Origin of the sequence: Nocardia transvalensis NBRC 15921 (assembly GCF_000308875.1) — a bacterium.
Classification (GTDB): Bacteria; Actinomycetota; Actinomycetes; order Mycobacteriales; family Mycobacteriaceae; genus Nocardia; species Nocardia transvalensis.
The window spans coordinates 197,446-221,347 of sequence record NZ_BAGL01000055.1 but is presented as its reverse complement, the minus strand read 5'-3'; the positions used below and the strand labels follow the sequence as shown (position 1 = coordinate 221,347).

22 protein-coding genes are annotated in these 23,902 nt (G+C 70.4%); 11 read left to right on the top strand and 11 right to left on the bottom strand.

Annotated elements, in window-relative coordinates:
• Positions 1 to 88 precede the first annotated feature (88 nt).
• From rapZ to tpiA, 7 genes are all read left to right on the top strand, one after another.
• Positions 89 to 1,069 (top strand): RNase adapter RapZ, encoded by a 981-nt coding sequence (rapZ, locus tag ON41_RS17810; RefSeq protein ID WP_040748741.1) that lies wholly within the window; start codon positions 89 to 91, stop codon positions 1,067 to 1,069.
• Positions 1,066 to 2,157 carry a gluconeogenesis factor YvcK family protein gene (locus ON41_RS17805; protein ID WP_040748740.1) on the top strand — a complete coding sequence of 364 codons (1,092 nt, stop codon included), beginning with the start codon at positions 1,066 to 1,068 and terminating at the stop codon, positions 2,155 to 2,157. Before rapZ ends, ON41_RS17805 begins: the two co-directional genes overlap by 4 nt.
• Positions 2,148 to 3,131, top strand: a complete 984-nt coding sequence (gene whiA / locus ON41_RS17800; protein WP_040748739.1) for a DNA-binding protein WhiA — start codon at positions 2,148 to 2,150, stop codon at positions 3,129 to 3,131. The genes ON41_RS17805 and whiA overlap by 10 nt, the downstream gene beginning before the upstream one ends.
• 96 nt (positions 3,132 to 3,227) lie before the next feature.
• Positions 3,228 to 3,569: a DUF427 domain-containing protein gene (locus ON41_RS17795; protein WP_040748738.1), complete on the top strand. Its 342-nt coding sequence runs from the start codon at positions 3,228 to 3,230 to the stop codon at positions 3,567 to 3,569.
• A 354-nt stretch (positions 3,570 to 3,923) separates the two neighbouring features.
• Positions 3,924 to 4,943, top strand: a complete 1,020-nt coding sequence (gap, locus tag ON41_RS17790) for a type I glyceraldehyde-3-phosphate dehydrogenase (RefSeq protein WP_040748737.1) — start codon at positions 3,924 to 3,926, stop codon at positions 4,941 to 4,943.
• Positions 4,944 to 4,947: 4 nt separating this feature from the next.
• On the top strand, positions 4,948 to 6,195 hold the full coding sequence (locus ON41_RS17785) for a phosphoglycerate kinase (protein WP_040748736.1): 1,248 nt from the start codon (positions 4,948 to 4,950) through the stop codon (positions 6,193 to 6,195).
• A complete protein-coding gene (tpiA, locus tag ON41_RS17780) occupies positions 6,195 to 6,980 on the top strand; it encodes a triose-phosphate isomerase (RefSeq protein ID WP_040748735.1) in 786 nt (261 codons plus the stop codon). Before ON41_RS17785 ends, tpiA begins: the two co-directional genes overlap by 1 nt.
• 148 nt (positions 6,981 to 7,128) lie before the next feature.
• Here tpiA and ON41_RS17775 read toward each other — a convergent pair whose 3' ends face one another.
• Positions 7,129 to 7,941 (bottom strand): SAM-dependent methyltransferase, encoded by an 813-nt coding sequence (locus ON41_RS17775; protein WP_040748877.1) that lies wholly within the window; start codon positions 7,939 to 7,941, stop codon positions 7,129 to 7,131.
• Between the two features lie 90 nt (positions 7,942 to 8,031).
• On the opposite strand from ON41_RS17775, the gene ON41_RS17770 reads away from it, so the two are divergent.
• A complete protein-coding gene (locus ON41_RS17770) occupies positions 8,032 to 9,210 on the top strand; it encodes a cytochrome P450 (protein WP_040748734.1) in 1,179 nt (392 codons plus the stop codon).
• Here ON41_RS17770 and ON41_RS40345 read toward each other — a convergent pair.
• The 6 genes from ON41_RS40345 to ON41_RS17740 form a co-directional block, all read right to left on the bottom strand.
• A complete protein-coding gene (locus tag ON41_RS40345; RefSeq protein WP_040748876.1) occupies positions 9,200 to 11,596 on the bottom strand; it encodes a thiamine pyrophosphate-dependent enzyme in 2,397 nt (798 codons plus the stop codon). The genes ON41_RS17770 and ON41_RS40345 overlap by 11 nt on opposite strands.
• A gap of 20 nt (positions 11,597 to 11,616) precedes the next feature.
• Positions 11,617 to 12,393 carry an META domain-containing protein gene (locus tag ON41_RS17760; protein WP_040748733.1) on the bottom strand — a complete coding sequence of 259 codons (777 nt, stop codon included), beginning with the start codon at positions 12,391 to 12,393 and terminating at the stop codon, positions 11,617 to 11,619.
• 114 nt (positions 12,394 to 12,507) lie between these two features.
• Positions 12,508 to 13,920, bottom strand: a complete 1,413-nt coding sequence (locus ON41_RS17755) for an MATE family efflux transporter (protein ID WP_063709892.1) — start codon at positions 13,918 to 13,920, stop codon at positions 12,508 to 12,510.
• Between the two features lie 8 nt (positions 13,921 to 13,928).
• Positions 13,929 to 14,996 (bottom strand): PLP-dependent cysteine synthase family protein, encoded by a 1,068-nt coding sequence (locus ON41_RS17750; protein ID WP_040748731.1) that lies wholly within the window; start codon positions 14,994 to 14,996, stop codon positions 13,929 to 13,931.
• Positions 14,993 to 16,321, bottom strand: a complete 1,329-nt coding sequence (locus tag ON41_RS17745; RefSeq protein WP_246829549.1) for an alanine racemase — start codon at positions 16,319 to 16,321, stop codon at positions 14,993 to 14,995. The genes ON41_RS17750 and ON41_RS17745 overlap by 4 nt, the downstream gene beginning before the upstream one ends.
• Positions 16,318 to 17,295, bottom strand: a complete 978-nt coding sequence (locus tag ON41_RS17740) for an ornithine cyclodeaminase (protein WP_040748729.1) — start codon at positions 17,293 to 17,295, stop codon at positions 16,318 to 16,320. Before ON41_RS17740 ends, ON41_RS17745 begins: the two co-directional genes overlap by 4 nt.
• A 291-nt stretch (positions 17,296 to 17,586) precedes the next feature.
• Between ON41_RS17740 and ON41_RS17735 the strand changes: the two genes are divergently transcribed.
• Positions 17,587 to 19,194 carry an MFS transporter gene (locus ON41_RS17735; RefSeq protein WP_040748875.1) on the top strand — a complete coding sequence of 536 codons (1,608 nt, stop codon included), beginning with the start codon at positions 17,587 to 17,589 and terminating at the stop codon, positions 19,192 to 19,194.
• Between the two features lie 52 nt (positions 19,195 to 19,246).
• Positions 19,247 to 19,480 (top strand): preprotein translocase subunit SecG, encoded by a 234-nt coding sequence (gene secG / locus ON41_RS17730; protein WP_040748874.1) that lies wholly within the window; start codon positions 19,247 to 19,249, stop codon positions 19,478 to 19,480.
• Here secG and ON41_RS17725 read toward each other — a convergent pair.
• Positions 19,467 to 20,582: a YbfB/YjiJ family MFS transporter gene (locus ON41_RS17725; protein WP_246829547.1), complete on the bottom strand. Its 1,116-nt coding sequence runs from the start codon at positions 20,580 to 20,582 to the stop codon at positions 19,467 to 19,469. The genes secG and ON41_RS17725 overlap by 14 nt on opposite strands.
• A gap of 69 nt (positions 20,583 to 20,651) precedes the next feature.
• On the opposite strand from ON41_RS17725, the gene ON41_RS17720 reads away from it, so the two are divergent.
• Positions 20,652 to 21,485, top strand: coding sequence for a LysR family transcriptional regulator (locus tag ON41_RS17720; RefSeq protein ID WP_040748728.1), 834 nt, complete (start codon positions 20,652 to 20,654; stop codon positions 21,483 to 21,485).
• Between the two features lie 9 nt (positions 21,486 to 21,494).
• On the opposite strand, the gene ON41_RS17715 is transcribed toward ON41_RS17720, so the two are convergent.
• Genes ON41_RS17715 through ON41_RS39135 form a run of 3 tightly spaced genes read right to left on the bottom strand, consistent with a single transcriptional unit; the run spans position 21,495 to position 23,835 of the window.
• Positions 21,495 to 22,415 (bottom strand): alpha/beta fold hydrolase, encoded by a 921-nt coding sequence (locus ON41_RS17715; RefSeq protein WP_051161766.1) that lies wholly within the window; start codon positions 22,413 to 22,415, stop codon positions 21,495 to 21,497.
• Positions 22,416 to 22,443: 28 nt separating this feature from the next.
• The gene (locus tag ON41_RS17710) at positions 22,444 to 23,238 is read right to left on the bottom strand and encodes a siderophore-interacting protein (protein WP_246461608.1); all 795 of its coding nucleotides are present in this window, start codon (positions 23,236 to 23,238) and stop codon (positions 22,444 to 22,446) included.
• A 36-nt stretch (positions 23,239 to 23,274) separates the two neighbouring features.
• A complete protein-coding gene (locus tag ON41_RS39135; RefSeq protein ID WP_051161764.1) occupies positions 23,275 to 23,835 on the bottom strand; it encodes a PadR family transcriptional regulator in 561 nt (186 codons plus the stop codon).
• Positions 23,836 to 23,902 lie beyond the last annotated feature (67 nt).

Sequence of the window (23,902 nt, the reverse complement as noted above, 5' to 3'; positions counted from 1 at the left end):
ACCCCGGCGCGCTTCTGGCCGGGGCCGCGACGCGCCCGGGCGCGGGACACGATTATCGACAGACAGGCAGACACGGATCCGGTAGGACATGACCAGCGTCGAATCGAACAGCAGCCCGGCGACCACCCCGTCGTCGGCGGCCGCGTACCCAGAGCCCGCACCCCCCTCGCCTGCCCGTGACGACGGCGGGCGTGTCGAGGTCGTCATCGTCACCGGCCTGTCCGGGGCGGGACGCGGCACGGCGGCCCGCGTGCTCGAGGATCTCGGCTGGTACGTCGCCGACAACCTGCCGCCGGAGCTGATCGGGCGGATGGTCGAACTCGGCGCCTCCGCGGATCCGCCGATTCGCAAGCTCGCCCTGGTCATGGACGTGCGCAGCCGGTTCTTCACCGGAGATCTGTCGGGAGTCACCGAACAGCTGCGCGGCGCCGGGGTGCGGACCAGGGTGCTGTTCCTGGAGGCGTCCGACGACGTGCTGATCCGCCGGTTCGGCTTCGCGCGGCGCCGCCACCCGCTGCAGGGCGAGAGCGCCGACGGTACCCTGACCGCCGGTATCGCCGCCGAACGCGAGCGGCTGTCGCCGGTGAAGAAGGTCGCCGACCTCGTCATCGACACCACCGAACTGTCGGTGCACCAACTGCACCGGCGGCTGGAGGAGGCCTACGGGAGCGGTGCGCCGGCCACCCTCCAGATCACAATCCAATCGTTCGGTTTCAAGCACGGAGTACCGCTGGACGCCGACATGGTGTTTGATGTGCGTTTCCTACCCAATCCCCATTGGGTACCGGAACTACGCGAACACACGGGGCAGGACGCGGTGGTCAGCGAGTACGTGTTGTCCCGCCCCGGGGCCCAGGACTACCTGCGGACCTGTTCGCACCTGATCGACGTCACAACGAACGGGTACCGGCAAGAGGGGAAGCGATACATGACGGTGGCAGTGGGCTGCACCGGCGGTAAGCACCGCAGCGTGGCGATCGCGCTGGCGCTGGGCGAGTTACTTCGCGACCGCGAGCCCGATCCGGGCGACGCGATCCGGGTGGTCCATCGGGATCTGGGGCGCGAATGACCGACCGCGAGACTTCCGCGGCGGCCGAGGATCCGGCGTCCGCGGCGGACCGCGAATCCGGGCCCGCGGTCGTCGCGCTCGGCGGCGGGCACGGTCTGTACGCCACCCTCACCGCGGTGCGGCGGCTCGCCGGGGCGATCACCGCGGTCGTCACTGTGGCCGACGACGGCGGCTCCTCCGGCCGGTTGCGCGCCGAACTGGGCATGCTGCCGCCGGGTGATCTGCGCATGGCCCTGGCCGCGCTGGCCGAGGAGACCGACGGGGTGTGGGCGCGCACGGTGCAGCACCGCTTCGGCGGCACCGGCGCGCTGGCCGGGCATTCGGTCGGCAACCTGATCGTGGCCGGCCTGACCGAGGTGCTGGGCGATCCGGTCGCGGCGCTCGACGAGATGGGCCGGATACTGCGCACCAGCGGCCGCGTGCTGCCGATGTCGCCGACCGCGCTGACCATCGAGGCCGACGTCTCCGGCCTGGAGGCCGACCCCCGGGTGAGCCGCTGCATCCGCGGTCAGGTCGCGGTCGCGACCACGCCGGGCAAGGTTCGCCGGGTGCGGCTGATCCCGTCCGACCCGCCCGCCAGCCCCGAGGCGACCTCGGCCATCGAGCACGCCGACGTGGTCGTGCTGGGACCGGGATCGTGGTTCACCAGCGTCATCCCGCACGTTCTCGTGCCTGGTCTGCGCGAGGCGCTGGTACATACCAGGGCACGAAAAGTGCTGGTACTCAATCTCGCTGCGGAGCCCGGCGAGACGGCCGGATTCTCCGCCGAACGGCACCTGCATGTATTGTCCCAGCACGCACCGGATTTCGCGGTCGAGGATGTGGTGGTGGATTCCGGCTCCGTACCGGAGGGTAGGGAACGCGAACATCTGGCAAGAGCTGCCGAACAGCTGCAAGCACGAGTAACCTTCGCTGATGTCGCCGAGGCGGGGACGGACCGGCACCACCCCGGAAAGCTTGCCGCCGCACTGGATCAGGTGATCCGGCAACCTCGGCCGGAATCAGCAGGGCTTCGAGTCGAAGGACGGCACATGGGCCAGCAAGTGCGGTCCGCGTTGGGTGGAAAGGAGCGGGTCTCGTGGCGATGACAGCCGAGGTCAAGGACGAGCTTAGCCGTCTGTCGGTCTCGCAGGTGAGTTCACGCAAGGCGGAACTGTCGGCGCTACTTCGGTTCGCCGGCGGCCTGCACATCGTCGGTGGCAGAGTGATCGTCGAGGCCGAGGTGGACATGGGATCCATCGCGCGTCGGCTGCGCCGGGAGATCTTCGAGCTGTACGGCTACGGCTCGGATGTGCACGTGCTCGGCGCCGGTGGGCTGCGCAAGACTTCCCGGTATGTCGTGCGGGTATCGAAGGAGGGCGAGGCGCTGGCCCGGCAGACCGGTCTGCTGGATGTGCGCGGTCGCCCGGTGCGCGGCCTGCCGGCCCAGGTCGTCGGCGGCAGCATCGGCGATGCCGAAGCCGCCTGGCGCGGCGCCTTTCTCGCGCACGGCTCGCTCACCGAACCCGGCCGGTCCTCGGCGCTCGAGGTGAGCTGCCCGGGTCCGGAGGCGGCGCTGGCACTGGTCGGCGCGGCCCGGCGGATGGGTATCTCGGCCAAGGCCCGCGAGGTGCGCGGCACCGATCGGGTGGTGGTGCGTGACGGCGAGGCCATCGGCGCGCTGCTGACCCGGATGGGCGCCCAGGACACGAGACTGACCTGGGAGGAGCGCCGCATGCGCCGGGAGGTGCGGGCGACCGCCAACCGCCTGGCCAACTTCGACGACGCCAACCTGCGCCGCTCGGCGCGCGCGGCGGTGGCCGCGGCCGCCCGGGTGGAGCGCGCGCTGACGATACTGGGCGAGGATGTGCCCGAACATCTGGCCGCCGCGGGCCGGCTGCGTGTGCAGCACCGCCAGGCCTCGCTGGAGGAACTGGGCCAGCTCGCCGAGCCGCCGATGACGAAAGACGCGGTGGCGGGCCGCATCCGGCGGCTGCTGTCGATGGCCGACCGGCGCGCGAAGGAACTGGGCATCCCCGACACGGAGTCGGCGGTCACCGCGGAACTACTCGAGGACGCGTAGGCCCGGACGGGAAGAAAGCGGGCGGCGGGCGACGCTGTACCTGAAGGCGGCCCGCCCGCCGAACGCTTTCCCCGTTCCTCACGAAAGGGCACGATCGTGACCGCAGGACACCGCATCACCGTCGAACAGGGCGACCAGCACGTGCGCGTGGTACGCGGCGACCAGGTCCTCGCCGAGAGCACCCGCCCCCTGGTGCTGCGCGAGACCGGCTGTCCCGTGCGCTACTACCTCCCGCCGGAGGACGTCCGCACCGACCTGCTGACGGCGTCGGACACCACTACCTTCTGCCCGTTCAAGGGCACGGCCTCCTACTGGTCGGTCCCCGACGCGCAGGACCTGGTCTGGGGCTACCCGGAACCGAAGGACGAGGTGGCCCAGATCACGGACCACTTCTGCTTCTACGACACCGAGGAAGTCGCGGCAGGTCAAGCCCACTGATCATCCGCGCCACCCCCACCCCCTTTTTCCGGCACGCTTTTGGCCGGAATCTCCCGGTAGATTCCGGCCAAAAGCGTGCCGGAAAAAGGAGAGTGGTTGCGCTGCAACAAATTCCGGAATATGTGTCGGATACCAGGGTCTCCGGTGACGATTCTGTTACTCGAACCCGGGTCCTCCACTGCCCCCACCGAACCGCCGTACCGGCCGGTAACATGATGGCCTGCCGCCGACCGGCCCGGATACGGCCCGTAGTGCCTCGTCACAGTGGGCAGGGGCGTGGCGGATGCCGGAGAACGCGGGCATTAGGGTGGATCTGCAACGGAACGAATCCGCTGAAAGCTGAGGAGCGATAACGTGACTGTCCGGGTAGGTATCAACGGCTTCGGCCGCATCGGTCGGAACTTCTTCAGGGCGGTCGAAGCGCAGAAGGCGCTCGGCACCACGGATATCGAGATCGTCGCGGTCAACGACCTCACCGACAACGCCACGCTGGCGACGCTGCTGAAGTACGACTCGATCCTGGGCCGCCTGCCGAAGGATGTCTCGCTCGACGGCGACGACACCATCGTGGTCGGCGACCAGCGGATCACCGCGCTCGCCATCAAGGAGGGCCCGTCGGCGCTGCCGTGGGGCGACCTGGGCGTCGACGTGGTGGTCGAGTCGACCGGCATCTTCACCGACGCCACCAAGGCGAAGGGCCACCTGGCCGCCGGCGCCAAGAAGGTCATCATCTCCGCGCCCGCCAAGGGCGAGGACCTGACCGTCGTCATGGGCGTCAACGACGACAAGTACGACGGCAGCCAGAACATCATCTCCAACGCCTCGTGCACCACCAACTGCCTGGGCCCGCTGGCCAAGGTCCTCAACGACACCTTCGGTATCGAGCGTGGCCTGATGACCACGATCCACGCCTACACCCAGGACCAGAACCTGCAGGACGCCCCGCACAAGGACCTGCGCCGCGCCCGCGCCGCCGCGCTGAACATCGTGCCGACCGGCACCGGCGCCGCCAAGGCCATCGGCCTGGTGCTCCCCGAACTGCAGGGCAAGCTGGACGGCTACGCGCTGCGCGTCCCGGTCCCGACGGGCTCGATCACCGACCTGACCGCCGACCTGCGCAAGCAGGCCTCGGTCGAGGAGATCAACGCCGCGTTCCAGGCCGCCGCCGAGGGTCCGCTGAAGGGCATCCTGAAGTACAACACGGACCCGATCGTCTCCAGCGACATCGTCACCGACCCGCACTCGTCGATCTACGACGCGCCGCTGACCAAGGTCATCGACGGCCAGGTCAAGGTCACCTCCTGGTACGACAACGAGTGGGGCTACTCCAACCGCCTGGCCGACCTGATCGGCCTCGTCGGCAAGTCGCTGTAAAGCTATGGCAGTCAAGACACTTCACGATCTGCTGAGTGAGGGTGTCGAGGGCCGGGGCGTACTCGTGCGCTCCGACCTCAACGTCCCCCTCGACAGTGCCGTTTCGAGCGACCCGCAAGCGATCGCTAGCGGCGGGACGATCACCGACCCGGGCCGCATCATCGCCTCGGCGCCGACCATCAAGGCGCTGGCCGAGGCCGGGGCCAAGGTCGTCGTCACCGCGCACCTGGGCCGCCCCAAGGGCGAGCCGGACGCGAAGCTCTCGCTGGCTCCTGTGGCGGCGAAGCTGGCCGAGGAGCTGGGCCGCAATGTCCAGCTCGCCGGCGACGTGGTCGGCCAGGACGCGCTGGCGCGGTCCGAGGGCCTCACCGACGGCGACGTGCTGCTGCTGGAGAACATCCGCTTCGATCCGCGCGAGACCAGCAAGGACGACGCCGAGCGCGGCAAGCTGGCCCGCGCCCTGGTCGAACTGGTCGGCGACGACGGCGCGTTCGTCTCCGACGGCTTCGGCGTGGTGCACCGCAAGCAGGCGTCGGTCTACGACGTGGCGCAGCTGCTGCCGCACTACGCGGGCACGCTGGTGGCCGCCGAGGTCGACGTGCTGCGGAAGCTGACCGCCGACCCGGAGCGGCCGTACGCGGTCGTGCTCGGCGGCTCGAAGGTCTCCGACAAGCTGGCCGTCATCGAGGCGCTCGCGCCGAAGGTCGACACCCTGGTGATCGGCGGCGGCATGTGCTTCACCTTCCTTGCGGCACAGGGCCTTTCAGTGGGCACCTCGCTGCTGCAGGAGGAGATGGTGACCACCTGCCAGGACCTGCTGGACCGCTTCGCGGACGTCATCCACCTGCCCGTGGACATCGTGGTGGCCGACAAGTTCGCCGCCGACGCGGAGTCGAAGACCGTGCCCGCGCACGAGATCCCGGACGGCTGGATGGGCCTGGACGTGGGCCCGGAGTCGGCGAAGCGCTTCGGCGCGCTGCTGACCGAGGCGCGGACGATCTTCTGGAACGGCCCGATGGGCGTCTTCGAGTTCGAGGGCTTCGCCGCGGGCACCCGCGCCGTCGCCGAGGCGATCGTCACGGCCACCGGCAAGGGTGCGTTCACGGTGGTCGGCGGCGGCGATTCGGCCGCGGCCGTGCGTTCGCTGGGTCTGCCGGAGGACGGTTTCTCGCACATCTCCACCGGCGGCGGCGCGTCGCTGGAGTACCTGGAGGGCAAGGAACTTCCCGGCATCGCGGTTCTGGAGGACTGATGGCACGCAAACCGCTCATCGCCGGCAACTGGAAGATGAACCTCAACCACCTCGAGGCCATCGCCCTGGTGCAGAAGATCGCCTTCGCGCTGCCGGACAAGTACTTCGCCAAGGTCGACGTCACGGTGCTCCCGCCGTTCACCGACATCCGCAGCGTGCAGACGCTGGTGGAGGGTGACCGGCTGCTGATCACCTACGGCGCGCAGGATGTGTCGACCCACGATTCGGGCGCCTACACCGGCGAGATCAGCGCTCCCATGCTGGCCAAGCTGGGTTGCACCTACATCGTGGTCGGCCACTCCGAGCGGCGGCAGTACCACACCGAGGACGACGCCACCGTCGCCGCCAAGGCCAAGAAGGTGCTGGACAACGGGATGACCCCGATCGTCTGCATCGGCGAGGGCCTCGGCGTCCGCGAGGCGCAGACCCACGTCCAGTACAACCTGGAACAGCTGCGTGGTTCGCTCAAGGGCCTGTCGGCGGAGGAGATCGCCAAGATCGTCATCGCCTACGAGCCCGTCTGGGCCATCGGCACCGGCCGGGTCGCCACTCCGGCCGACGCGCAGGAGGTGTGCGGCGCGCTGCGCGCCGAACTGGCCGACCTGGCCGGTCCGGAGGTCGCCGGTATCGTCCGCGTCCTGTACGGCGGTTCGGTGAACGCCAAGAACGTCGGCGAGCTGATCGCGCAGACCGACATCGACGGCGCCCTCGTCGGCGGAGCCTCCCTCAAGGGCGACGAATTCGCCACGCTCTCGGCCATCGCCGCGGGCGGCCCCCTGCCGTAAATCGTTGCGGCGCAGTGCAATCGGCCCGGCATCACACGGTGGTGCCGGGCCGAACCTTTGCCTTTCTTCTTTTTCCGGCGTGCTTTTGGCCGGAATCCATCGGTAGATTCCGGCCAAAAGCGTGCCGGAAAAGGGGAGAGGCTCGGCGTCAGGGGATGCGGCCCACGGCCCCCAGCATGGACACTGCCTCGGGCCGGGGGTGGGCCCGCCACCCTTCCGGCCGCCACGACATGATCGACCCGATGCCCGGGGGCACCACCTCGGTGCCGGTGAAGAAGCGGCTGAATTCGGCGGTGGACCGTAATCGGAACGGGATGCCGCTGCGCTGGTTGGCCTCGTCGCTCTGGGCCAGGTCCTCGGCGGTGAGGTGGTCGCTGGTGGCGTGCGACATGACCAGGTAGCTGCCCGAGGGCAGGGCCTCGCACAGCGTCCGGACCAGGCCGTAGGGCTGCTGGTCGTCGGTGATGAAGTGCATGACCGCGACCAGCATGAGCGCCACCGGCCGGGTCAGGTCGAGGGTGGCGAGCAGGTCCGGATGGGTGAGGATGCGCTCGGGCTCGCGGACGTCGGCCTCGAGGTAGGCGGTGCGGCCCTCGGGGCTGCTGTGCAGCAGCGTGCGGGCGTGGATCGCCACGATCGGATCGTTGTCGACGTAGACGATGCGCGATTCGGGCGCGATGTCCTGGGCGATCTCGTGCACATTGCCCGCGGTCGGCAGCCCGGCGCCGATATCGAGGTACTGGCGAATCCCGGCCTCGGCGGCCAGGTAGGTGACCACCCGCCGCAGGAATCCGCGATTCTCCAGGGCGGAGAACTGCACGCTGGGGAAGGCCTCGGCCACCATCTCCGCGGATTCGCGGTCGGCCTCGAAGTTGTCCTTGCCGCCGAGCCAGTAGTCGTATCGGCGCGCCGGGTGCGGTTTACTCACATCGATACCGGGAGGTGCCTGCTCGGAGTTCACGCCGGTGTCCTTCCTCTCGACTACTGTGATCATGTCAGCTCGCAGCGTGAGAACCGGTAGCGACCCGTCGCACCGTCCGGAAGGCTTGCCATGCAATTGCAGTACAGCCCCTATGATTTCGAGGTCCACGCCGACCCGTATCCGTACTACGAGCGGCTGCGCGCGCACGCCCCGGTCTTCCGCAACGAGACCGACGATTTCTGGGCCCTCTCCCGGCACGCGGATGTCCTTGCGGCGCTGCGCGATTCGGACCGATTCTCGAGTGCGAACGGGCTGCGCATGGAGCCCGCCTTCTGGGGTCCGCAGGCCGAGCAGTTCTTTTCCTTCGTCGCGATGGACCCGCCCAAGCACACCCGGGTCCGCGGCCTGGTCACGCGGGCATTCACCGCGCGCCGGGTGCAGGCGCTGGAGCCGCGACTACGCGAGATCGCCCGCGGCCTGCTGGAGCCGATGCTGGCCCGCGGCGACTTCGACCTGGTGGCCGAGTTCGCGGGCCCGTATCCGACCGAGGTGATCGCCGAACTGGTCGGCGTCCCGGCCGCCGACCGCGACATGCTGCGCAAACTGGGCATGGAGATCATGTACACCGACGAGGAGTCGACCGATCTGCGGCCGGAGGCCATGCAGGCGATCGGCGCCCTGGTCGGCTACTACACCGAGCTGACGGTGGAGCGCAGCCGCCACCGCGGCGACGACCTGCTGTCGGCGCTGCTCGACGCGGCCGACGACGACGATCGGCTGACGCCCGAGGAGATCGTGGGCGTGCTGATCCTGCTGATCGGCGCCGGTGTCGAGACGGCCATGCTGACCCTGGGCAACCTCTGGCACGCGGCGTGGGAGTTCCCGTCGCAACGCCGCCAGGCCCTCGACGGCCGCATCGACGACTGGATCGCCGAGGGGATGCGCTACGACCCCGCCACCCAGTCCAACCTGCGGACCACGACCGAGGAGATCGAGTTGCACGGCGTGCGCATCCCCGCCGGGGCCCGCATGCTGCTGCTCACCGGTTCCGCCAACCGCGACGCCGAGGTCTTCTCGAATCCCGACACCCTCGACCTGGACCGCGACACCGGGGCGTCGCTGGTCTTCGGCAGCGGCCGCCACCACTGCCTGGGCTCGAACCTGGGCCTGCTGGAGTTGCGCGTCGCGCTCCAGGAGATCTCCGCGCGGGTGGCCGATTACGACATCGATACCGCCGGGCTGCGCCGTATCCACTCCTCGAACAACCGGGGCTTCGCCGCGCTGCCGACCAGCGTCGTCACCCGCTGACGGAGAATTCGGCGAGTTTCTCGGCCGCGGTGACGATCGCGGCCTCGTCGAGCAGGACGGTACCGGTGGCCGGGCCGAGGGGGACGAAACTGTCGGCGCTGGTGACGCGCGCGATGCGGCCGTCGAATCCGGCGTCGAGCAGTGCGGCGCAGACGGATTCGGACACGCCGCCCGAGCGCCGGGTCTCGTCGGCGACCAGGACGCGGCCGGTGGCCCGGGCATGGTGTAGCAGGTCGTCCTCGGGCAGCGGTGCGAGCCAGCGTAGGTCGAGTACGCGGGCGCGAATTCCCCGCTCGGACAACCGCTCCGCGGCGCGCAGGCTCATGGGCACGCCGTTGGCGAAGGTGACGATGGTGAGATCGGTTCCGTCGCCGTAGATTCGGGCCTGCCCGATATCCACCGGTTCTCCGGTGACCGGGGCCAGCCAGCCGTCGTCGCCGGGCCGGTACAGATCGCGGGTGTGGTACAGCGCGATCGGCTCGAGAACGATGCACACCCGGCCGTCCACCCGCGCCGCGGAGACGCAGGTGCGCAGCATGGCGGCCGCGTCGTCGGCGCGGGCGGGGGAGGCGACCACCACGCCGGGGATATCCCGCAGTGCCGCAACGGAATTGTCGTTGTGGAAATGCCCGCCGAACCCCTTCTGGTAGGCGTAGGCGGCGATCCGCGCGACGAGCGGATTGCGGTACTGCCCGGTCGCGAAGAACTGCAGCGTGGCCGCCTCGCCTCGGATCTGGTCGAGCGCATTGTGCAGGTAGGCGAGATATTGGATCTCCGGAATCGGCACGAATCCGGCCAGCCCCGCGCCGAGGGCGGTGCCGAGCACGCTCTGCTCGTCCAGCAAGGTGTCGAAGACACGGCGGGCCCCGTGGACTCGCTGCAATCCCTTCGTGACCCCGTAGACACCGCCCTTGCGGCCGACATCCTCGCCGAACACCAGAACGTCGTCGTCCCGCTCCAGCAACTCCGACAGCGTCCGGTTGATCGCCTGCGCCAGCGTCGCCGGACTCGCCTCGGCTTCGTTCCCCGAATCGGCCGGTGTGGCGACGCCGTCGCGACCGGATGCCTCGTCGGCGATCGGCACCGCGCCCGTGTTCTGCGTGATACCGGGCCCGGGTGAGCCGTGCGTCTCGGCCGCGGGCACCGAGCCTGTGACGGCGGCCGTGGTGCTCATCCGATCCGTCGTGCGAACGGTCGCGGGGATTCCCGTTTCGGGTAGACCGTCGGGGAGATGGCCGGTGCGCCGCACATCGGCGCGCACCCGGTCGGGCCGGGCGGGGGCCAGGGGCGCGGTCACGGCGGCGGGCGAGGTGAGTTTCGGTTCGTGCGCGACACTCTCGGCGACCTCGGCGACGTGGTCGCCGATGGCGTCGTAGCGGGCGAGCACCTCGGCGGCGTCGGCGACGCCGGCGGTGACCAGGAGGCGGGCGGTCGCGGTGAGCGGGTCGCGCGCGAGATCGCCGGAGACGTCGGCGGCCCGGCGGTAGGACGTCTCGACATCGGATCCGGCGTGACCCAGCAGCCGCACCGTGCGCAGCCGCAGAAACGCCGGCTCGCGCTGCTCGCGCACCCACTCCACCGCCAGCTCCGCGACCGACAGCGCCTGGAGGAGATTGCAGCCGTCCGCGCTGAAATACCGCATGCCCGGCCGGGAGCCGTACGCGTGCTCGATCCACTCCGGCGGGGTGGGGACGCTGATACCGATGCCGTTGTCCTCGCACACGAACAGCACCGGCATCGGGATCCGCTGGTGCGCGGTGTGTATCGCGGCATTGATCGCCCCGGCGGCGGTGGAATGGTTGGCGGAGGCATCGCCGAAACTGCACAGCACCACCGCATCCGACGGCCACTCCGTGAACCGGCCGAGCCGTCCGGCGCGGTCCAGCGCGAACGCCAGCCCCACCGCGCGCGGCACGTGCGAGGCGATGGTGGAGGTCATCGGAATGACCGCGGCGGGCTTACTGCCGAAAACCTTGTGCCGCCCACCGGAAATCGGGTCCGAGGCCGCGGCGACGACGCCCAGCAGGACGTCGCGCACCGGATCCGCGTCGGGCACCCGGCGGCTGCGATGAACGAAGAACGCGCCCGAACGATAGTGCAGCAGTGCGGGATCCGAGACGCGCAGCGCGGCCGACACCGCGACGTCGCCCTCGTGCCCGGCCGAGCCGATGCTGTAGTACCCGCGACCGGCCGCGGTCAGCCTGCGCGCGGCGAGATCGAGGTGCCGGCTGGTCGCCTGCGCGTCGAAGTACTCGAGGCAGTCGGCCGCCGTATACGGATAACCCTTCTGGACGGGTTCGTCCGGGGCGCAGCGGGTTCCGGGCTGCGCCGCCGTCACCGTCGCGCGCAGCCGCCGATCCAGGTCCGCTTCCCGTTCGTTGCTCATCTCACCCATGATGGCCGTACTCACCGTGCCCGGAGAACCAGCCCCGTATTGTTGCCCGAATTGCGCAGTGTGAGTGTGTCGGCGTCGATCGTGGTGGTGGTCTTGCCGTCCAGCGCCTCGAGGACCTGTTGCTCGACCTCCATGACCTCGGGCGGGCAGGCCATCCGGGTGGTGGCGATGTCGTGGAAGGTGACGTCGCCGCCGGCGATCTCGGCGCTGCCCGTCATCCGGTTGCATCCGGCGCTGCCGGTCACCTTGCCGTCGGGGGCGAGGGTGAGGGTCGGCTGGACCTCCTCGAGCGTCGCCGACCGCACCTGGCCCTCGGGCCGCAGCAGCGCGGTGACCACCCAGTCGGTGCCGGTCAGCGGCCGGTCGGGCTGAGCGACCTTCTTGTCGAGCAGGGTGACGGTGGCATCGTCGGAGGTGACCGTCAGCGTATCGGCGTCGAGGGTCCACCGAGGGCCCGACTGCAACAGTTCGGTCTGCCAGCCGTCGGCCCCGGCGCGGCCGTCCGGACAGGCCATCAGCGTGGTCGCCATGCCCGTCACCCGCAGCACGTCACCGTCGAACGACACCGGGCCGCTGCCGGTATTACAGCCCGAGTTGGCCGATACCCGCCCGTCCGCGAAGCTGAGCTGGAGTGGGCCGCCGCCCGGGATCGGGGTGCCCTCCACCTTGGTCGATACGAAGGTGCGTCCCATCGGCGTGGGGCCGGGCGCCTCGTCGCCGCCGGAGGAACAGGCGACCGCCAGTCCGAGCACGGCCAGGACCGGAACGAGACGCAGCGTCGCCGACATGCCGCGATCCTACCGGCGGCCGCGCCCGCCATAGGGACCGAACGTGCCGAGCGCGCCGGGATCGAGGATCGTGCCGGGCACGTCCCGGGTGACGGATGGCCCGGGCGGGCGAATTCACTTGGTGGAGGCGGGGTTCGGATGCACAGTCGCTGGTAGGGGGATCGTCGATTCCCGGTGGAAGGTGCGGTAGGCGAGGGCCGCGGTGGTGGCGAAGCCGAGGCACAGGCCCAGCCAGACACCCGGGCCGTGCCAGGACAGGGCGTAGCCGAAGAGGGCCATGGCCGGGATGCCGACGGCGAAGTAGCCGATGAGAGTGTTCTGCATACCCGCCTTGGTGTTCCCGAGTCCGCGCAGCAGGCCGATACAGAGATTCTGGGCGCCCTTGCAGTACTGGTGGACGATGGCGAACCAGAGCAGGGTCGCGGCCGCGGCGGCGACCGCGGCGTCGTCGTGCCGGTCGCGCAGGAACGGGGCGAGCACCGCGTCCGGTGCGGCGATGTACACCAGGCCGACGACGGTCATGAAGGTGAAGGCGAGGGTGAACGTGCGCCGGGCGATCCCGCGCGCGGCCCCGCGGTCGCCACGCCCGACCACGCGGCTCACCAGAATCGAGGAGCCCTGGGACAGGCCGATAGTGAACTGGTAGACGATCTGGGCGAGGTTGTTCACGATATTGCTCGCCGCCAGGGGCACCGGCCCGAATCCGCCCATCATCAGGGTCGCGACGGAGGTGATCGCGGCCTCCGAACCGTAGGTGAGCGAAATCGGGGTGCCCATCGTGACGATCCCGCGCACCGTCGCGGCGTCGGCCCGCCAGGCCCGCAGCGACAGCAGCCCGCCCAGCAGCGGGTCCCGCCGCACGGAGTTCAGGTAGACGCCGCAGGTCCACAGCTGGACGAGGGTGGTGGCCAGCCCGATACCCGCCAGCCCCAGCCGTGGCAGACCCGCCCAGCCGTAGATGAACGCGGCGTCGAGGAGGGCGTTGACGCCGATCGACAGGATCGTCACCCGCATCAGCGATCCCGCCCGGCGCATGCCGACCGCGAACTGCCGCAACACGTTCAGCCACAGCATGGGCACGAGCCCGGGCGCGAGCGTCCAGATGATCGAGCGCGCCGCCGACACCACCTCCGGGCGCTGGCCCAGCACGCCGAGCAGATACCCGATCCCGATCAGGATCGCCCCGCCCGCCAGCGAGACCAGCGTCGCGACGGCCAGCCCGGCCCGCACGTAACCGCGGATCTCGGCGCGCGCGGTCGCGTCGAGTTCGTCACCGCCGCCGCGCTTCTCGGCCTGCCCGACCGCGCCCGACACCATATTGCCGATGCCCGTGACCATTCCGACGCACATTGTCCGAATCTGGTTGTACAGCAGCAAAGCCAGACCACCGGCCGCTACGGCGGCGACCCCGATCAACCCCATCATGGCGAGATCGACTGTGGTCAAGGCGATCTGGGCGAGCTGGATGCCGATGATCGGCCCGGCCGCGGCCAGGATGGCGCGATGGCCGGCCCAGCGAATCGTCATGTGCGTCCTCATGTTCCGGTGCGTTCCAGGTCGGTCGCGGCGAGGCCGACCGAATCGTCGTAGGCGGCGAGCAGGCGCGCGATGCGCTGGTGCGCGAGATGATCGAGCAGGCCGCGCTCCAGCAGCCAGGCGTCGTCGTAGACCGAATCCAGATACTTCTCCCCGGCGTCGCACGCCAGCACCACCACGGTGCCCCCGCGCGGAACGCGCAGCAGCCGGTGCAGGGCGGTATGAATGGCGGCCCCGGCGGTTCCGCCGAGCAGCAGCCCGGTGCGCCGGGCCACGACGCGCGCGGTGGCGAACGCGTCGGCATCGGCCACCTTGCAGCCCTCGTCGATGTGGCGGTAGTCGACATTGCGTCCCACCTCGAATCCGGCCGGGCTGCCCGCGCCGCTCTGCCAGTACGGACTCCCGGCCCCGCCGAAGATGATGGATCCGGCGGGTTCGACGCCGATCGTGCGCACTCGCGAGCCGTGGCGGCGTAATTCGCCGACCGTCCCGCACAGCGAGCCGCCGGTGCCGACCGCGCCGATCAGCCAGTCGACATCGGTATCCAGATCGGCGCGCAGTTCAGCGGCCAGATCCCGGTAACCGGCGCCGTTGCCCGGGTTGTTGTGTTGGTCGGGCCAGTACGCGCCGGTGGCCGCGGCGATCTCGGCGGCCTTGCGCCGCCGCGCGACCGTACTCGGCCCGCCGTCGCCGCCGTCGACGAACACCAGCCGCGCACCCAGGGCCCTCATCGCCCGGAGTTTGTCGCGGGCGGCGTGACCGTCGACCACGGCGGTGAACGTATAGCCGCGTTCGAGCGCGACGAGCGCCAGCCCGGTCCCGGTATTGCCCGAGGTCGGCTCGACGATGTGGCCGCCGGGCCGCAGCAGCCCGGCGCGCTCCGCGTGCAGCACCATCTCCCTCGCCATGCGCACCTTGGCCGACCCGGTGGGGTTGAACTGCTCGAGTTTCAGCAGCAGCCGGGTACCGGTGCCCGTGCGGGTCAGCTCGAACAGCGGCGTGCGCCCGATCAGCTCGGAGGCGCGGCGCACGATGCGCCCGCGGCGGCGCGCGAGCGTGGCGGTCATCGGTCGAGACTCCACTGCCACCGCCCGTCCGCCCGCGTGACCACGACCTTCGGCGGCAGCGGCAGCTGATGGAACTCGCTCTCGTTCTTGTCCATCTGGTAGCCGGCGGTGTTCGGATAGATCAGCAGGTCACCGGCCGCGGGCGGCTGCGGGAACCGGATCTTGCGCCAGGTGAGCACGTCGTACTCCATGCAGCTGGCCCCGCCCACACACGAGGCGATCGGCCGCGATTCCGGTGCGGGATTGCGCGGCAGCAGAATCGGATCGGGCAGGAATTCGCTGCCCTTCCACTGCTCGGACACGCTCATGCTCAGGCCCCCGACCGTGGTGATGCCGTGGTCGTCGTTGCGCTTGAACCCCTGGACCGGGAAGACACTGAATCCGGCGTCGATGAGCAGCGACCGGCCGGGCTCCAGGAACAGCCGGATGTCGTTGTCGCGCAGCTGCCGGGCCAGCGGGACCCCGTCGAACTCGGTGGCCAGGACGGCGTCGAGCATGGCCGCACCGGTCGGGCCCTGGGCGTACGGATAGAACTTGTCGAATGTCTTCCCGGCGTGGAACCAGTCGGCGGTGCGGTCCCGGGTGAACGCTTCCCAGTCCTCGTCGGCGAGATAGCGGCACGCGAACCCGCCGCCCAGGGATATGGCCCGCGCCGCGAGGCCCGCCGCGCGCGCCTTGGCGACGAATTCGACCATCCCCCAGCATAATTGGGCGCGGGGAGCGACGGCGTAGCCGTCCAGGTGGAAGGAGAATCCCGTCATGTCGAGGTGGTCGCGCAGCGTCGCACAGCGGATCAGGGCCTGGTGCAGATCGCCGGGGGACAGGCCGAAACGGCTGTGCGGCGCGCCCGGCGGCAGGACCCGCAGCAGGATGCGAGCGGGCCCGTCGGCGCGGGCGAGTGCGGCGATCCGGTCCAGTTCGTCGAGCGCGTCGACGGCGATCAGGCATTCGTGCCGGACCGCCAGCCAGAGCAGTTCCTCGCTCTTGGCGGCGCCGGTGACCCCGATATCGCGGCCCCGGATGCCGTGGGCGAGTGCGTGGACCAGCTCCGGCGCGCTGGCGACATCCACCGCGCCGCCGAGTTCGGCGACCCGCGGCAGCCAGCATCCGGCCTTGTTCGCCTTCTTGCCGAAATACACCTGCCCGTGCAGCCCGCGTCCGTCGAGCACCGCTTGAAACGCGCGCAGATTGTCGGCGAACTGCTCGGGATACACGACGTGGAACGGCCCGCCGACGGCGTGCGCGATATCGAACAGCAGCCGCGGATCCGTCCGGACCTCCTGTGCCCAAGGCTTTTCCAGGGCGGGCAGCGCGATGGTATTCACGACCACAGCGACACCTGCTGTCCCCGCCCGGCCGCCACGGCACGGGTGGCGAGCGCGTGCGCGACCGGGATATCGGTGATCACCATGCCGCTCGAGAAGGCGAATACGCGGTCCCGCGGGTCGCGGCGTCCGGGTGCGCGGCCGGCGACGATCTCGGGGAGTTCGGCATGGATCGTCACCTTGCCGTCCGGCCCTGCCAGGCGTGTCCCGGTGACGCCCAATTGTCCTGTGCTGGTGGCGATCGCGTAGTCGGCGTCGCGCAGGGCCCCGCTCTCGACGCCCTTGCTGGCGACCGAGATCAGCAGTCCGCCGGGTTTCAGCCAGGCCGTCTGCACCTTCGGATGGGCCGCGCGGCCCGAGGCGGCGACGACGATATCGGAGTCGGCCACCGCGGCCGGAACGTCGTCGACCAGGTCGAGGTCCCGGTCCGGGAAGTACCGCGAGAGCGTGGCCTTCGTCTCGGCGATGCCGTCGGGATGGGTGCCGAACAGCCGCAACTCCCGCAGACCGGGCAGCACGCTGAGCAGGTACGGCAGCGTATTACGGCCCTGGACGCCGGTGCCGATCATCAGCGCGCTGGTCGCGTCCGGCCGGGCGCAGTACTTGGCGATGAGGGCGGTGGTCGCCGGGGTGCGGGACGCGCCGACGCGCTGGCAATCCATGTACGCGAACGGCAGTCCCGTGGCGTCGTCGTACAAACCGATTGTCGTGTAGTACTTCTCGGCGCTGTCGTTGCCCTGCCGGTAGGAGGTCTTGAAGCCGACCTGCTGCAGCGATCCGTCGTAGCCCAGCATGGAGTACGACACCGCGTCCCGCTCCTCGACCGGTATCGGCATCATCAGCTTGGTCGGACACCGCGAATCACCCTGGGCGAAGGCCCGATAACCGTCCTCGACGAGCGCGATGACCTCGCCGGGCGAGATGTCGACGTCGGCCAGATCCGTGCGGGTCAGGATGTGCAGCGTGGGATTCATGTCGTTTCCTCGGTCGAATGACGGCTTGCGCTGTCCCAGTGGCGGATCGAGGCCCCTCAGCTCCCCGGCATCGATGACACGAACCGATCGGCCCGCGAGCGTGACTGCGGCGCAGGGCATTCCGTGGCAGAGGCGGCGAAGAGTATTGCGGCGAAATGTATCCCCACCCGGAGCGAACGCATGTGATCACTTTAAGCTAATGACAATCATTGTCAATAGTGGGTGATTCGTGATCTGGCCCACCGAGGTCGGCGAAGGGGGATTCCCACAACGTTAAGCTGGCGGTTTGTGATCACCTCCAGCACCGAACTGCCGGTGTCGACCTGGTCGCCGCTGGCGTCGCGGATCTTCCGTGCGCTCTGGATCGCCCAGCTGGTGTCGAATCTGGGGACCTGGATGCAGACGGTCGGCGCGCAGTGGCTGCTGGTCGGCGAGCCGAACGCGGCCACGCTGGTGTCGCTGGTGCAGACGGCGACGACGCTGCCGGTGATGCTGCTGGCGGTGCCCTCGGGCGTGCTGGCCGATCTCGTCGATCGGCGCCGGCTGCTGCTCGGCGCGCAGACGGCGATGGCGGTCACCGCGGCGGTGCTGGCGATCGTGACCTCGACCGGCCACATCACCCCGCCGCTGCTGCTGACACTGCTGTTCATCCTCGGTGTCGGCCAGGCGCTCACCGCCCCCGCCTGGCAGGCGATTCAGCCGGAACTGGTGCCGCGCAACCAGATTCCCGCCGCGGCGGCGCTGGGCAGCATGGGTTTCAACGTCGGCCGCGCGGTGGGCCCGGCGATCGCGGGAGCGCTGGTGTCGCTGGCGGGGCCGACGCTGGTGTTCGGGCTGAACGCCGCGTCGTTCGCCGGAATCGTGGCGGTGCTGATCTGGTGGCGCCGCCCGTCCGACGAGCAGGACCTGCCCGCCGAGCGGCCGATCGCCGCGCTGGCGGCCGGGCTGCGCTTCATCCGCGCCGCGCCCGCGATACGGCGGGTCCTGTTGCGGTCGCTGCTGTTCATCGCGCCGGGCAGCGCGCTGTGGGCGCTGCTGCCGGTGGTCGCGCACGCGCGGCTGGGTCTCGGCTCCTCCGGATACGGTCTGCTGCTCGGCGCGCTGGGCGTGGGCGCGGTGCTCGGCGCGACCCAGCTGTCGCGCCTGCGCCGCGTGCTCAGCCCGACGCGGCTGCTCGCCGTGGCGTCGGTGCTGTTCGGCGTCGCGACCCTGGCCGCGGCCGTCGTCTCCAGCCTGCCGATCGTGCTGCTGTGCCTGGTCCTCGGCGGATTCGCGTGGATGAACTCGATGTCGACCCTGAACGCGACCATGCAGCTGCTGCTGTCGTCCTGGGTGCGGGCGCGCGGCATGTCGGTGTATCAGCTGGTGTTCATGGGCGGGCAGGCGCTCGGCTCGCTGGCGTGGGGCCTGGTCGCCGGGGCGTTCGGCACGGTGACCGCGCTGCTCGCGGCGACGGCCCTGCTGGCGCTGTGCGCGATCAGCACGGTCGTACTCCCGATCAAGGTCACCACGATCGATACCACGCCGGCGTCGTACTGGCCGGAGCCGGTGCTGGATTTTCAGCCCGACCCCGACGACGGCCCGGTTCTCATTCTCGTCACGTACCACGTCCCGGACGACACGGCCGCCGACTTCACCGCCGCGATGGCCCGGGTCGGCCGGTCTCGTCAGCGCACGGGCGCGATGGAATGGCGGCTCTACCGGGACGTCGGCGTCGCCGACCGCTATGTGGAGGCGTTCGTGGTGCGATCCTGGCAGGAGCACATCCGCCAGCACCAGGTGCGGCTCACCGCCCAGGACCGGCTCGCCGAACAGCGCATCGAGGAGTTCGTCGTGGGCGAGGCCCGCACCCGGCATCTGGTGGCCGTGCAACCGGTGCGCGGATGGCGCCGAAGTTGATCATCGACGGCCTGTGCGCGAGCTCCGGTGGCGACCGCATAAACTGTCGGCCATGCGCATGTTCCTGGATATCCTCCTGATCATCACCAGCATCCTGCTGGTGCTGCTGGTGCTGCTGCATCGCGCGAAGGGCGGAGGCCTGTCCAGCCTGTTCGGCGGCGGTGTGCAGTCGAGCCTGTCGGGTTCGACCGTGGTGGAGAAGAATCTCGACCGCATCACCATCTTCCTCGGCGTCGTCTGGCTGATCTCCATCATCGGCATCGGCTTCGAGATCAAATTCGCCTGACCGGCAGCATCGCCACGGCGGCGGCCGCCAGTACCGCGGCGGCGATACCGAACGCCGCCGCATAACTCGACCCCAGCACCGGTGCGACGAGCACCGGGCCCAGCATCTGACCGAATCCGTACCCGGCCGTGAGTGTCGCCGCGGCCGCCGGTCCGGCGATATCGCCGCCGATCTCGATGGCCAGCATCGTGATCCCCATGAACGTCGCACCGAACAGCGCCGCCGACGCGATCGCCGGGACCACACCCGTCGAGAAGACCGGCAGCAGCGCCGACACCACTTGCAGGAGCAGCGCGACCGTGAGCGCGGTCACCGGCGACCAGCGCCGCGCGGCGACGCCCCACAGCACGGTCGCGGGAGCGCCCGCCACGCCGACGACCACCCACACCGCCGTCCCCAGCGACTCGTGCCCCGGCGTCCCCACCGCCGCCACCAGAAACGTCCCGATGACGATATAGCCGAGCCCCTCCAGGAAATACGAGACGCGCAACGCCCGCCAGGCGCGCCCCGAGCGGGCCGCCGTGGCCGCGGCGCGAACGCCCGCGACGATATCGAGCCGCAGCGCCGGCGCCAGCAGCAGCGCGGTGAGCGCGGCCGCGCCCAGCCACATCACCTGCCACGACACCACCGGCCGGGCCGCCAGCGCCAGCAGCCCGGTGAGCGCGATCCCGCACCCGACGCCCGAGAACGCGATCCCGGCCGCCCGCCGGCGATTCTCGTGCCGCGCCGCGATCCCCGCGCAGCCGATGAACACCACCGCGCTGGCGGCCCCGGCGAGGAACCGTAGGATCACCGGCGCCGCGACCGGCGCGGGCCAGGCCATGAGCAGCTCGCTCGCCACGAGAACGCCCGCCGCCGACCGGAAGGTGTTGCGGCCGTTCCATTCCGGACGCCGCGCCAGCACCACCGCCCCCACGAGGTACCCCGCGTAGTTGGCCGCGGCGACGATCGCGCCCGCGTGCGCGTCGAGCCGTCCGGCATCGATCATCACCGGCATGAGCGGCGTATAGGCGAAGCGGCCGATCCCCATGGCGGCCGCGAGTCCGGCCGCCGCCGCCAGCGCGGGGGCCAGGCTCTGCTGTCGAGGTGCTGCGATGGTCACCGTATCGACGATAGGATTCGCGCTCCATCCGGTGAAATGCTTTCTGCGCACCATGTATACGCTGGACGTATGGATCTGGAGCTGCGGCATCTGCGGGCGTTCGCCGCGCTGTGCGAGGAGCGGAACTACACCCGCGCCGCGCACCGGCTGCACCTGGCACAACCGTCGCTGACCCGCACGATCCAGCAGTTGGAGCGCATTCTCGACTGCCGCCTGGTCGACCGCACGCCGCGCCGGTTCGACCTGACCGGGGAGGGCGAGGAATTCCTGGCCCACGCCCGCCGCATCCTCGCCGACCTGGACGGGGTGGTCGCCGATCTGCAATTGCGGTCCGGGGTGGCGGTGGGATTCGCGTGGCTGCTGCCCGACGCCTGGTTCGCCGCGGCGCGGACGCGTTTCGAATCCGTCGGCGGCCACGTCGAGATCCACCGCGTCGACGACCCGATCGCCGCCCTGGCCTCCGGATCCATCGATATCGCGCTGTACCGCAAGGACATCCGGCTGCCGAAGACGATGGCGGCGCGCACGATCGGCACCGAGCGCCGGGTGCTGGCGGTGTCCATCTCGTCGCCGCTGGCACGGGCGACCGGCCTGCGCTGGCAGGATCTGGCGGGATACCCCTTGGTGGTCAACACCGTATCGGGGACCATCGACGAAACCTCCTGGGCGGAACCGGATCCCGCGCGCGAGGTCGTCGCCTGCACGAATTTCGACGAATGGATCGAGCTGGTGGCGGCGGGCCGGGGGATCGGCGGCGTCCCCGAACTCGCGCGCACCCGCGCCCCGCATCCGGGTGTCGCCTATGTCGATGTGGCGGATGTACCGCCGTCGCGCATCTACCTGATCTGGCGCACCAAACCCGCGCCGTCGCGCTCGGTGCAGCGGTTTCTCGAGATCGCCTGAGCCCCGGCGCTAATCGATGCCCGCGGCGAATTCGGTGAAGCGCTCGGCGATCCGGTCCGGGAACTCGCCGTTGACGGCGTGGGAGGCGTCCGGCCAGAGTTCGACCCGGGCGCCGGGGATCCGGCGGGCGGCCGCGGCGGCCCGCTCGGCGTCGTGCACGATGCTGCGACCGGCGATGATCGCGAGGACCGGGAGGTCGATGGCCGCGAGTTCGGCCTCGGTGGGCCGCGCGGGCGCCGGCTGCGCGGAGCTGAAATCCCGCATGGCCGAGGCGATCAGGCGGCCCTCCGGCACGGAGTCGTCGCTGCGGGCGCCGCCGGAGATCCAGCCGAGCAACCGGTGCCGGACCGCCATCGGCAGGCCCGGGATCACGCTGCCCAGCGAGACGACGATCATCTTCCAGGTCAGGGGCGCGAAGGTGTTCGCCGGATCGAGCAGTGTCACCGAGGCCGCGCGGCCGGGCCGGTGGATCGCGACCTGGGTGGCCAGCCAGCCGCCGATGCTGACGCCGAACAGGTGCGCCCGCTCGATCCCGAGCCCGGCGAGCGCCTCGTCCACCCATGCCGCCTGATCCGCCGCGCCGGTGAGGGGGCGGTGCTGGCTGCTCGCCCCCGGTTCGCCGATGCTGTCGATCGACCACACCGTGCGGCCGGGGACCAGGCCCGGTAGATTCGCCCGCCACATCGGTGTGGACGCCTGCCTGCCCGACAGCAGCACGAGCGGGATCCCGTCGCCGTCACCGAACCGGTAGCCGCGCACGGGACCGAATGTGGTTGTCGCCGCGGCTGTCTCGTCCGGGACGGGCAGGGTCGCGAGGCCGTCGCGATACGCGGCGGCGAACCGGTCGAAACCCGCCCGGGTCGCGAAGTACCCGATCTTGTCGGCGGGTTTGCCGATGGTCGGCTCCAGGAACAACTCGTCGGCGGTCATGGCAGCAGCGTAACCGCCGGGCGAGCCGCTACTCGAGCCCGCGCTTTCCAGGGGTCCAGAACGGCTTGGTCAGCACCGCGCGGCGCGGCCAGCCCCGGTCCTGGACCAGGTGCTTGCGGATCAGCTGGATCGTCCGCGCCTCGCCGCCGAGGTACGCGATGCCCGGGGCGTCGGGCAGGTCGAGTGCGCGGACGGCGGCCAGCAGGATCTCCGAGGCGGCCGCCGACGCGTCGCCGCGCAGCGGGTGGGACAGCTCGTCGGCGCGGGGGAGCGGCAAGCGGTCCGCCTCGGTGGCGGTTTCGACGGCGCCGTAGACCGGGGTGCCCTCCGGCACCGCGCGCAGCATCGCGCCGAAGGCGACCGCGGCCGTCTCCTCCCCGGCGAACAGATGGTAGGGCGCGCCCTCGCGCAGGGTGAATGTGCCTGTGGGGCCCCGGAACCGGGCCTCCTGGCCCGCCTCGGCGGCCCGGCCCCAGCGCGAACCGGGCCCGTCGCCGTGGTCCATCACGCACAGGTCGAGGAAGCCGGCGGCCCGGTCGGCCTGCCAGACGGAATACGTGCGCGGGTCACCCATGCGGCCGTCGATCCCGGTGAGGAGCCGAACCTGTTGTCCGGGCGTGTAGTCCAGGCGCTCGAGGGCGGGGCCGCCGATGCGCACCCGCTTCATCCGGGCGGCGATCGGCTCGGTCTCCACGATGGTGCCGGCGGCGAGGAACCGATCCATGATCATGGCGCGCAGGCCCCGGGGGCCGCGGGCGGGCGGTGGCGATGCGGTCTGGCGGGTGTCGGTGCGAGGCGAGGACGATTGCGGATTCGGTGTCATGGGAATACCTCGGATCGTTCGGAACCGGAACGGTGTTCACTCGCGGGGCCGGCGGCGTCGCCGGCGGGGGTGCCGAGGCGCGTCGGCGTCGACGTCCTCGATCTCTCGGGTGGCGGCGACGATGATGTCGCGCACCTGCTCGACGACCGTCGGGTCGCCGTGCGCATGGGCGATGGTGGCGGCGGCGGTCTTGAACAAACGCAGTGCGGGACCGAGGATCTCGGCGGCGTCGGGGTCGCGGAACATGCCCCATTCGCCGCGTCGCGTGGCCCGCGCCCAGATGCGTTCGAGCTGTGCCTCGTGCTCGCGAATCTCGTCGCGGCCGGCGGCGGAGAGGTGGAAGACCTTTCTGCCGCTGTCGGTTTCGACGGTGGCGAGCCCCTCGTCCTCGAGTTGCTGCAACGTCGGATAGACCGCCCCGGCGCTGGGACGGTACGCCCCGCCGCAGCGATCCTCCAGGCGCGACATGAGGTCGTACCCGTGGCCGGGCTGCTCGTCCAGCAGGGCGAGCAGGGCGAGGCGAAGCTCCCCGGGACCGAAGAACCTTCCCGGTCCGGGGCCGAATCCGCCGAATTCGGCGAACCGCCGTGGATTCATCTTTCGAAGATATAACTTACGATATACCGGACGCAAGAGGTTCGAGCGTGTCGGACCGTAGACGCTC

Bases quoted from the DNA above. Each gene is read 5' to 3' on its own strand.
- ON41_RS17710 (WP_246461608.1), bottom strand. From the start codon at position 23,238: ATGACACCGAATCCGCAATCGTCCTCGCCTCGCACCGACACCCGCCAG.
- ON41_RS39135 (WP_051161764.1), bottom strand. From the start codon at position 23,835: ATGAATCCACGGCGGTTCGCCGAATTCGGCGGATTCGGCCCCGGACCG.
- ON41_RS17755 (WP_063709892.1), bottom strand. From the start codon at position 13,920: ATGACGATTCGCTGGGCCGGCCATCGCGCCATCCTGGCCGCGGCCGGG.
- ON41_RS17760 (WP_040748733.1), bottom strand. From the start codon at position 12,393: ATGTCGGCGACGCTGCGTCTCGTTCCGGTCCTGGCCGTGCTCGGACTG.
- ON41_RS17770 (WP_040748734.1), top strand. From the start codon at position 8,032: ATGCAATTGCAGTACAGCCCCTATGATTTCGAGGTCCACGCCGACCCG.
- ON41_RS40345 (WP_040748876.1), bottom strand. From the start codon at position 11,596: ATGAGCAACGAACGGGAAGCGGACCTGGATCGGCGGCTGCGCGCGACG.
- secG (WP_040748874.1), top strand. From the start codon at position 19,247: ATGCGCATGTTCCTGGATATCCTCCTGATCATCACCAGCATCCTGCTG.
- ON41_RS17750 (WP_040748731.1), bottom strand. From the start codon at position 14,996: ATGACCGCCACGCTCGCGCGCCGCCGCGGGCGCATCGTGCGCCGCGCC.
- ON41_RS17740 (WP_040748729.1), bottom strand. From the start codon at position 17,295: ATGAATCCCACGCTGCACATCCTGACCCGCACGGATCTGGCCGACGTC.
- rapZ (WP_040748741.1), top strand. From the start codon at position 89: ATGACCAGCGTCGAATCGAACAGCAGCCCGGCGACCACCCCGTCGTCG.
- ON41_RS17785 (WP_040748736.1), top strand. From the start codon at position 4,948: ATGGCAGTCAAGACACTTCACGATCTGCTGAGTGAGGGTGTCGAGGGC.
- ON41_RS17720 (WP_040748728.1), top strand. From the start codon at position 20,652: ATGGATCTGGAGCTGCGGCATCTGCGGGCGTTCGCCGCGCTGTGCGAG.
- ON41_RS17715 (WP_051161766.1), bottom strand. From the start codon at position 22,415: ATGACCGCCGACGAGTTGTTCCTGGAGCCGACCATCGGCAAACCCGCC.
- ON41_RS17805 (WP_040748740.1), top strand. From the start codon at position 1,066: ATGACCGACCGCGAGACTTCCGCGGCGGCCGAGGATCCGGCGTCCGCG.
- tpiA (WP_040748735.1), top strand. From the start codon at position 6,195: ATGGCACGCAAACCGCTCATCGCCGGCAACTGGAAGATGAACCTCAAC.